General features: G+C 69.0%; 7 protein-coding genes and 1 tRNA gene. All 8 read left to right on the top strand.

Annotation, left to right across the window (positions count from 1 at the left end):
- Positions 1-727 (top strand): isopenicillin N synthase family dioxygenase (locus ACE37B_RS24720; RefSeq protein ID WP_409926021.1); only part of this gene is annotated, 727 nt, incomplete at its 5' end.
- A complete protein-coding gene (locus ACE37B_RS24715) occupies positions 724-1,668 on the top strand; it encodes an SMP-30/gluconolactonase/LRE family protein (protein ID WP_409926020.1) in 945 nt (314 codons plus the stop codon). The genes ACE37B_RS24720 and ACE37B_RS24715, both read left to right, overlap by 4 nt.
- Positions 1,669-1,899: 231 nt before the next feature.
- Positions 1,900-3,243: a 30S ribosomal protein S12 methylthiotransferase RimO gene (gene rimO / locus ACE37B_RS24710; RefSeq protein WP_409926019.1), complete on the top strand. Its 1,344-nt coding sequence runs from the start codon at positions 1,900-1,902 to the stop codon at positions 3,241-3,243.
- Positions 3,243-3,800, top strand: a complete 558-nt coding sequence (gene pgsA / locus ACE37B_RS24705) for a CDP-diacylglycerol--glycerol-3-phosphate 3-phosphatidyltransferase (protein ID WP_409926018.1) — start codon at positions 3,243-3,245, stop codon at positions 3,798-3,800. Before rimO ends, pgsA begins: the two co-directional genes overlap by 1 nt.
- A 43-nt stretch (positions 3,801-3,843) precedes the next feature.
- Positions 3,844-5,112, top strand: a complete 1,269-nt coding sequence (locus tag ACE37B_RS24700; RefSeq protein WP_409926017.1) for a competence/damage-inducible protein A — start codon at positions 3,844-3,846, stop codon at positions 5,110-5,112.
- The gene (locus ACE37B_RS24695; protein WP_409926016.1) at positions 5,109-7,205 is read left to right on the top strand and encodes a hypothetical protein; all 2,097 of its coding nucleotides are present in this window, start codon (positions 5,109-5,111) and stop codon (positions 7,203-7,205) included. The genes ACE37B_RS24700 and ACE37B_RS24695 overlap by 4 nt, the downstream gene beginning before the upstream one ends.
- A gap of 30 nt (positions 7,206-7,235) precedes the next feature.
- Positions 7,236-7,309: transfer RNA gene (locus tag ACE37B_RS24690), tRNA-Arg, on the top strand.
- A 96-nt stretch (positions 7,310-7,405) separates the two neighbouring features.
- Positions 7,406-7,930, top strand: a complete 525-nt coding sequence (locus ACE37B_RS24685) for a CarD family transcriptional regulator (RefSeq protein WP_409926015.1) — start codon at positions 7,406-7,408, stop codon at positions 7,928-7,930.
- Positions 7,931-7,939: the final 9 nt, after the last annotated feature.

The raw sequence follows: 7,939 nt of genomic DNA, 5'->3' as shown, positions 1-7,939 counted from the left end.
CCGGTCGCTCGGCGGCGGGGCACCGCCCGACGCGAAGGAGACCTACAACGTCGGGCCCGTCGACCCGCCGCCGCGTCCGCTCCAGGAGATGATCGACCGCGACGAGCGAGCCGTGTACGCGCCGAATCTGTGGCCGCCTGCGCTGCCTGAGCTCCGGCCGGCGATCGAGGCCTACTACCGCTCGATGACCGAGCTGTCGTCGACGGTGATGGAGCTGTTCGCCGTTGCGCTCGGGCTGCCCGACGACTGGTTCGTGCCCTTCATCGACCGGCACGGCTCGGCGCTGCGGCTCGCGCACTATCCGCCGCTCCACGACCCGCCGACGGAGGTCCTTCGAGCGGGGGCGCACACCGACTACGGCACCTTGACGATCCTGCGTCTCGACGACGAGCCGGGGCTGCAGGTCGAGCGTGAGCCCGGCGACTGGCTCGACGTCGACGCGCCGCCCGGTGCGCTGGTCGTCAACCTCGGCGACCTGATGCAACGCTGGACCAACGACCGCTGGCGCTCCACGATGCACCGGGTGGTGGTGCCAGCTGGACGCGCGCAGCGGCGGCGCCTGACCATGCCGTTCTTCCACAACGCGAACTGGGACGCCCGAGTGGAGTGCCTCGTCGGTGACGGCGAGCCGGCGCGTTACGGACCGGTCGATGCCGGCGCCCACCTGATGTCGAAGTTCCGTTCGACCGTGATCTCTGCCAGCGGACCCGCGACGATGGTGCCATGAGCGAACTCGTCGAACTGCAGCCGGAACTGACCGTGATCACCGATGGTCTCCGGTTCCCCGAGGGCCCCATCGCGATGCACGACGGGTCGGTCGTGCTCGTCGAGATGTTCGGCCCCCGGCTCATACGCGTGCTCCCCGATGGCACGAAGGAGACGATCGCCGAGATCGAGGGTGGGCCGAACGGTGCCGCCGTCGGACCCGACGGGATGATCTACCTGTGCAACAACGGCGGGTGTTTCACGCCGGCCGACGTGATGGGCATGACGTTCCCGGGTCCGTTCGATCCGTCCACGTACATCGGCGGTCGAATCCAGCGCGTCGACCCCGCGTCCGGCGACGTGGTCGATCTGTACACCGAGTGCGACGGCCGTCCGCTGCGCGCGCCGAACGACATTGTGATGGACGGCCACGGCGGGTTCTTCTTCACCGATCACGGCATCCGTGACCTCGCGCAGCGCACGTCCGACCTGTCGGCGATCTACTACGCGAAGGTCGACGGGTCGCACATCGCCGAGGTCGTGTTTCCGGTCGAGGCGCCCAATGGGATCGGGCTCTCGCCCGAAGGTGGCACGCTGTACTGGGCCGAGACGCACACCGGGCGCGTCTTCCGCCGTTCGATCGGCGAGCCCGGGGTGATCGAGCCGGCCGCTCCGCTCGACACCTCGATCGTGCTGTACGGGCTCCCGGGCTACCAGTTGCTCGACTCGCTGGCGGTCGACGGCGAAGGCTGGGTGTGCGTCGCGACGCTCGTCAACGGTGGGATCACCGCGATCTCGCCCGACGGCTCGCAGATCGAACACCATTCGACCGGCGATCTGATGACGACGAACATCTGCTTCGGCGGCCCCGACCTGCGCACGGCGTACATCACGCTGTCGAGCACCGGTCAACTCGTCGAGATGGAGTGGCCCCGCATCGGCCTCCACGTCGCCCACATGTGAGAACCGCTCGGCGGTCGCGGCACTGACGCGCCCCACCTCGCCGCCGCCGACTTGTCGGCGACGTGTCGATCGCCGCTGGTTCGGATTCCCGATTCGCAGCGTCTGATGCCTCGTGCGAGGGTCTGACGTGGCCTCGGTCGTGTCGGACGCTCTCCGTTGTTGCGCTGGCGCGCCGGCCTCCGGCGCGGCGGGTCACGGTTCGGTTGGGTCGTCGACGGATAGCGTGATCAGGTGCAACGGTTCTACGTCGAGACGCTCGGCTGCCCGAAAAACGACGTCGACTCCGACAAGCTCGTCGGCGCGCTCGTCGCCGACGGCATGGAAGCGACCGACGACGCCTCGTTGGCGGACCTCGTCGTGGTCAACACGTGTGCGTTCATCGGCGAGGCGCGGCAGGAGTCGATCGACACGATCCTCGCCCTCGACGAGATCCGTGGCGAGGGCAGCAAGCTGGTCGTCACCGGGTGTATGGCCGAGCGGTACGGCGACGAACTCGCCGAGGCGTTGCCCGAGGTCGACCAGGTCGCCGGGTTCGGCCAAGCATTCAATCTGGTGCCCGCCGAGCGTGACGGCTCCGAGCTGCCGTCCGGTCACACGCGCAAGCTGATCCCGGTGTCGTCGGTGCCGTTGCCGGCATTCGATCTGTTGAACCTTCCGCGACCCAAGTCGGCCGCACCCTGGGCCTACGTGAAGATCGCCGAAGGGTGCGACCGTTCGTGCGGGTTCTGCGCGATCCCGAGTTTCCGTGGGCCGCAGCGCAGCCGCGACGTCGAGTCGATCGTCGCCGAGGCCGAGCAGACCGGCGCTCGCGAAATCGTGCTGGTCGCACAGGATCTGGCGTCGTACGGCAAGGATCGGCCGGGTGAACTCGGCGCTGGCTCGATCGTGCCGCTGGTCGACGCAGTCGCCGCCGTGGCCGACCGGGTGCGGTTGCTCTACTTGTACCCGAGCGACCTGACCGACGAGCTGATCGACGCGATCTGTCGCACCGGTGTGCCGTACTTCGACCTGTCGTTGCAGCACGTCAGCAAGCCGCTGCTGCGCAGGATGCGACGCTGGGGTGACGGGCAGCGTTTCCTCGACCGCATCGACGACATCCGCTCCCGCGAACCCGACGCCGCCTTCCGGTCCAACTTCATCGTCGGCTACCCCGGCGAAACCGAAGACGACCACGACCAACTCCTCGACTTCGTCGAACGGGCGCAGCTCGACTGGTGCGGGTTCTTCGCCTACAGCAACGAAGACGGCACCTACGCCGCCGACCTCGACCAGCACGTCGCTCCCGGCCTGATGAACGAGCGACTCGCCGAGCTGCGCGAGCTCCAAGACGACATCACCGCGGCCCGACGCGATGCGATGATCGGGCGCAGCGTCGAGGTGCTGGTCGACCGGCCCGGTGTCGGTCGAAGCCACCGTGAAGCGCCCGAGATCGATGGGATCGTCTACATCGACCAAACTGCTCCTGTGGGGGAACTGGTCACCGTCGAGATCGCCGATGCGTTGGGCCCGGATCTGGTGGCAGTGGGCGCCACCGTCGACGACGACGGGGAGACCGTCGGGGACGAGGACGACTGATGGTCGACTCGATCAACAGCTGGGCCAACGCGATCACCGCGACGCGCATCTTGCTGTCGCCGCTCGTGTTCCTCGCGATCCCGGAGGATGGCACCGGGTCATGGTGGGCGTTCGTGTTGTGGTTCGTGTTGTGTGCGAGTGACGGCGTCGACGGCTACATCGCTCGCCGCCGCGGTCCGACGGCGGTCGGCGCGTTCCTCGACCCCCTCGCCGACAAGGTGCTCGTCCTCGGGGCGATGTTCACGCTCGTCGCGCACGACGTGTTCTGGTTCGTTCCCGTCGCCGTGATCGCCGGCCGGGAGTTGTTGATCAGCGTGTACCGCATCTTGAAGAGCGGTCGTGGCGTTTCGGTGCCGGCGAGCAAGCTGGGCAAGTACAAGACGGTCGTGCAGCAGTTCGCCGTTGCGTTCGCGATCATGCCGTTGACGGCGCTCGACGCGACGTGGACCTGGTTGTCGCTGTTGTGGATCGCCGTGGTGCTCACCATCGTGAGCGGCGCGCAGTATCTGTGGTACGCCGGGCGACCGGCCGACGTGTTGGTCTCGGAGCCTGCATGACGGAGCGGGGCGCGACGGTACGCGGCAAGACGGAGCGGACTCGATGAACGTCGGCGTCCTCGCGGTCGGGACCGAGTTGTTGCTCGGCCAGATCGTCGACTCGAACTCGGCGTGGATCGGCGGTGAGCTGGCGGCCAGCGGTATCGACTCGCTCGTCCAGGTCAAGGTCGGCGACAACATCGGACGGATCACCAGCCAGCTCCGGCGTCTGCTCGCGGCCGACGGCGACGACCTCGACGCGGTCATCATGTGCGGCGGCCTCGGCCCGACCCACGACGACCTCACCCGCGAAGCGATCGCCGCGATCATGGGCGTCGAACTCGTTCGTGATGACGCCGTCGCGGCCGTGATCGCCGACCTGTTCGCGTCACGCGGCCGGCGGATGCCGGAGAACAACCTGCGCCAGGCGATGGTGCCCGTCGGCGCAACGGTGATCGAGCAGACGCGGGGCACTGCGCCCGGTCTCATCTGCCCGGTGCGCGTCGACGGGGCCGACAAGGTGATCTACGCCGTGCCGGGCGTGCCGCACGAGATGAAGGACATGTTCACCCGGGCGATCCTTCCCGACCTGTTGCTGCGAAGCGGCGAACAGGCCGTCATCGCGAGCCGAGTGCTGCGCACGTGGGGCGAGTCGGAGAGTGGGCTCAACGAGCGTCTCGACGGCCTCATCGCCGAACTCGACGAGCGTGCTGGCGACGCGGTGCCGACGCTCGCGTTCCTCGCGTCGGGCTGGGAAGGGTTGAAGGTTCGCCTGACCGCGAAGGCGGCGTCGACCGACGCCTGCCGCGAGCAACTCGACGAGTGGGAGCAGCGTGTTCGCTCCGTGATCGGTGACATCGTGTTCGGCGTCGACGATGACACGATGGAGTCCGTGGTACTCGACCTGTGCCGACAGCGAGGGTTGTCGCTCGCGGTCGCCGAGTCGGTGACCGGTGGGCTCGTCAGCGGTCGCCTGACCGCGGTGTCGCGATCCAGCGACGTGTTCGCCGGGGGCATCGTCAGCTACGCCACCTCGGTCAAGCAACGACTGCTCGCCGTCAGCGACGGACCCGTCGTGTCCGAGTCGGCCGCACGGGAGATGGCACACGGCGTGCGCGAACTGCTCGGCGCCGACATCGGGTTGTCACTCACCGGCGTGGCCGGACCGCGTGAGCAGGATGATCAACCCGTCGGGACGCTGTTCGTCGGGTACGTCGGCCCGGGGTTCGACGAGGTCCGTCAACTTCGGCTGCCCGGGCAACGCGAGCAGATGCGGCAGTTCTCGGTCATCTCGTCGCTCGACCTGCTCCGGGCGGAACTGGCGGTGCGGTGACCGCGTACGAGCCGTTGCCGCCGCAGCCTCCGGGTCCCTCGGAAGCCGAGCGCCGCCAGCGCAACATCGTGATCGGGCTGTCGGTCGCCGCTGCGATGGTGCTGATCGTCGGCATCATCGCCTTCGCCGCGACCCGCTCCGGTTCGGGCTCGTCCGCACCTGCTACCTCGACGACGACGACCACGACGACGACCACGATCCCGCCGACCACGACGACGACCACCACGACGACCACGACCCTGCCGCCGGTGCAGGTCGCCGCGGATGCCGGGCCCGACCTCGACGTCGACCGCGGTGCCGTCACGACGCTCGAGGCGCTCGACATCGGCAACGGCACCGACCCCGACGACGTCCGGTGGGTGCAGATCGGTGGCCCGGACGTCACCGCAGGGCTCGGCGCACTCGGCGGGCCGGTCGTGTCGTTCAGTTCCCCGAACTTCGTCGGCACGCTCGCGTTCGACCTCGAAGTGACGGGACGCGACGACGAGATCGCGACCGACCGCGTGATCGTTCGGGTGTTCGACGATGTCGCTGCGGCGGTCTTCGTCGACGGCGAACGCGGCGACGACGCCGACGCCGACGGGAGTCGCGACGCGCCGTACCGATCGATCGCCGTGGCAGCCGACCAGGCCCGGGGGAGCGACATCTACGTGCGCAGCGTCGGTGTCTACGACTCCGGCGGCTCGACGATCGAGTTGCGCGACGGCATGAGCATCTACGGCGGCTTCGACGAGCGGTGGAACCGTGTGGTGTCGAACCGTGCGGTCATCGCTGGTGCGCCGACGGCGATTCGGATCACCGGTGTCGACGACCGGAACCTGTCCGCGCTCGACGTCACCTCGGGCGATGCCACGGGTGACCAGCGATCAGTAGCGGTGCGCATCGACGGCGGCGACGTGATCCGTATCGAAGACAGCCGCATCCTCGCCGGCGCCGGCGGGTCGGGCGGCGACGACCTGGCGGGTTCCAGCAGCGTCGGCGTGCTCGTCGATCGCGCCGACGAGGTCTACATCGAGCGCACGACGGTCAACGGCGGCCCTGGTGGCGACGGTGCCACCACGACCGACGAGGTCGCGACCTCCGACGCGCAAGCGGACGGCGGCGGCTCGGGCAGCGGCCGGACGCCAGGACAGGGAGCGGACGGAGACACACCTGCGCAGTCGGGTCGCGACGGCGGTCAGGGCGGCGAGACCAGCAATGGCGGCGATGCGACCGAGGGCGGATCGGGTGGCACATCGTCGGCTCCCAACGGTGGGGTCGGCGCCGGTGGTGCCGGTGGTATCGGTGGCGCTGGCGGCAACGGCGGGATCGGGCTGCTCGACGCGGTCCAGGTCGTGCCGATCGGCGCGTCGGGGCTCGCCGGTGAGTCCGGATCGCCCGGTGCAGGCGGACTCGGTGGTGGTGGCGGCTTCGGCCCGCTGCTCGTCGCCGGCGGAGGTGGCGGTGGTGGCGGTGCCGGTGGTGCCGCAAGCAGCGGCGGTCTCGGCGGTGGCGGCGGGGGTGGCTCCGTGGGAATCTGGGCGGTCGACGTCGATCGGCTGGTCATCAACGAGTCGTTGATCGCCGGCGGGCGCGGCGGCGACGGCGGCATCGGCCGCGTGGCGCCCGACAGCGAGGATGGCGGTCCGGGAGGCTCCGGTGCGCTGGGCAGCGACGGACTGTTCTCCGATGGCGGCAACGGCGGCGGCGCGGGCGGCGGTGGTGCCGGCGGGCTGGGCGGCCACGGCGGCGGCGGCGCCGGCGGCCCCTCGTTCGGCATGTTGACCACGACGGTCGACATCGTCGAGATCTCGTCGAGCACGATCCGCGGCGGTGGTGGTGGCATCGGTGGACCCGGTGGTGTCGGTGGTGCCCGCGGCACTGCAGGTACGTCCGGATCCGGTCGAACCGGTGGCGCCGGAGGAACGGGTGTCACCGGTGACGCTGCCGACCAAGGCGTCGGCGCGGCCGGTGGTGCATCGTTCGGATGGTTCGACGAGACGGGCGCCGACCAGGTGTTCGACGCGGCGGAGTTCCTCGAAGGCGTTCCCGGGCCCGGCGGCCCGGGGTCGACACCGGGTGATCCCGGTGTGCAACTCGCATCCAACGTGTGATCCGCCGGGCGCGGATACGCTCACGGCTCTGCCCTCGTAGCTCAGCTGGATAGAGCACGTCACTTCTAATGACACGGTCGCAGGTTCGAATCCTGCCGAGGGCGCCGTTCATGCCATGGCGGGCAGTCATGGCGCTACCCTGAGGGGCCGCCGCCACTGTGCGGCTCCCCCCGAGCTGCCCGACGAGGGCGAGGTATTGCGTGAAATTCAAGAAGGGCGAAACCGTCATCTATCCCCAGCACGGTGCATGCGTGGTGCAGGGAACCAAGAAGATGGAGTTCTTCGGCGAGAAGCAGGAGTACCTGATTCTCAAGACGGTCATCAACGAGATGACGTTGAAGGTGCCGATCGACAAGACCGACGACGTCGGCGTGCGTCCGCCGGTGTCGGCCGACGAACTCGAGGACCTCGTGTCCGTGTTGGCCAAGCCCGACCCGCGTGTGCCGTCGAACTGGAGCCGTCGCTTCAAGAACCACCAGGAAAAGCTCAAGAGCGGCGATGTGTACCAGGTTGCCGAGGTGGTGCGGAACCTCGCGGCCCGCAATCGTGACGCGTCGCTGTCGGCGGCGGAGCGCACGATGTACGAGCGTGCTCGCGTCAACTTGATCTCGGAGATCTCGCCGGCGCTGAAGGTGTCGGCCGAGGCGGCTGAGGAGTACCTCGACGACGCGCTCGCCAAGGGCGTCCTCAAAGACGGCGACGACGCCGCCAAGAAGAAGAAGTAGCGGCCGCAG

Source organism: Ilumatobacter sp. (assembly GCF_046290335.1).
In the GTDB taxonomy this organism is placed as follows: Bacteria; Actinomycetota; Acidimicrobiia; order Acidimicrobiales; family Ilumatobacteraceae; genus Ilumatobacter_A.
This window is presented reverse-complemented; position numbering and strand designations above follow the sequence as displayed.